The following is a 1,425-nucleotide window of genomic DNA, read 5'->3' as shown; positions in this document are numbered from 1 at the left end:
AATAATATACGACAGTATAGTCTTTTAAATTAACTTTGATACATGCTCACTTTCGACTTGTCCTACTCACATTCTTCGAAAATCAAGTACTGCTCTGTGTCTTAGAGCCTTGTCTGGAAGTTAATTCATTTGACTATAGTAATAAAATGAGGAGGGAGAATAATTTTGCCCCAAAAAGTTACTATAACTGACATTGCGCAATTATCAGCGACATCCAAGACGACAGTATCATTTTATTTAAATCACAAATTTGAAAAGATGTCAGAAGAAACTCGTCAGCGTATTGAAGAAGCTATCCAAAAAACCGGGTATAAACCGAGTGTCATTGCAAGGAGTATGAACTCTAAACGGACTCATTTAATCGGTGTCTTAATCGGAGATATAACAAATACCTTTTCTAATCAAATTGTCAAAGGGATTGAAACCGTTACCAAAGAAAAGGGTTATCAAGTTATCATCGGTAATAGTAATTACGATTCTAAAAATGAAGATTATTACATTGAAAATATGCTTAATTTAGGCGTTGACGGCTTTATCATCCAACCGACATCTAATTTTAGGAAATACTCAAGAATTATTAATGAGAAAGAAAAAGCGATGGTGTTCTTTGATAGTCAATTGTATGAACATCGGACGAATTGGGTGAAAACGAATAACTATGATGCTGTCTATGATATGGTGCAAGTCAGTATCGAAAAAGGCTATACCGATTTCGTGATGATTACAGCAGATACTAGTTTATTAAGCACAAGAATTGAGCGCGCTTTAGGTTTTATTGATGCACTATCTGAAAAGAATTATGATTATCAAAAATTAATTATCAATCAAGACGATTCCGATGCTGCTTTGGTTGAAGAGTTCCTGGACAAACATATCAATCGATCAAATAACACTTTGGTTTTTGTTCCTAATTGTTGGGCGCTACATATGGTGTTTGGTGTCATGAAAAAGTTAAAATTTGAAATGCCACAGATTGGTTTAGTTGGTTTCGATAATTTAGAATGGACAAATTTTTCATCTCCGACAGTAACAACGATTGTTCAGCCTGCCTATGATGAAGGGCGTGAAGCGGCTGAAATATTGATTTGTGAAGTAGAAGGAGCAAGGTCTGAAGAAAAACAAAAAATCTTTGATTGTAATATTGAATGGAAAGGTTCAACTCTGTAAATATCTTAACAATCACTCGTTTCAGGTCTCTTTGACTTAGCCCCAATAAATATAGTCAGATGGCTGGCTGTTAGGTCAAGACGTCGTATCTGAATGCCAGAAACAGTGTGACTTATAAAAGCTACTTTCAAAAGCAACTAATTTTAGGTAAAGATTGAGCCAGTTTCACCATCTTGTCTAAAGCAGTTTGCCTGCGTTTAGAAAGTTTTAATCGTTCACCAGCATAATAGCTAACCTCTTCAATCATTGGAGAGGTTT

1 protein-coding gene is annotated in these 1,425 nt (G+C 35.0%); it reads left to right on the top strand.

Annotated features, from left to right (window positions below; genetic code table 11):
- Window positions 1-165 precede the first annotated feature (165 nt).
- A complete protein-coding gene (locus ACMZ6U_RS10365) occupies window positions 166-1,167 on the top strand; it encodes a LacI family DNA-binding transcriptional regulator (protein ID WP_416108339.1) in 1,002 nt (333 codons plus the stop codon).
- The last annotated feature ends 258 nt before the right edge of the window (window positions 1,168-1,425 follow it).

The organism is Streptococcus pluranimalium, from assembly GCF_047785745.1.
In the GTDB taxonomy this organism is placed as follows: Bacteria; Bacillota; Bacilli; order Lactobacillales; family Streptococcaceae; genus Streptococcus; species Streptococcus pluranimalium_B.
Note: the sequence above shows the minus strand (reverse complement) of the source record. Positions and strands in the feature narration are given on the sequence as shown.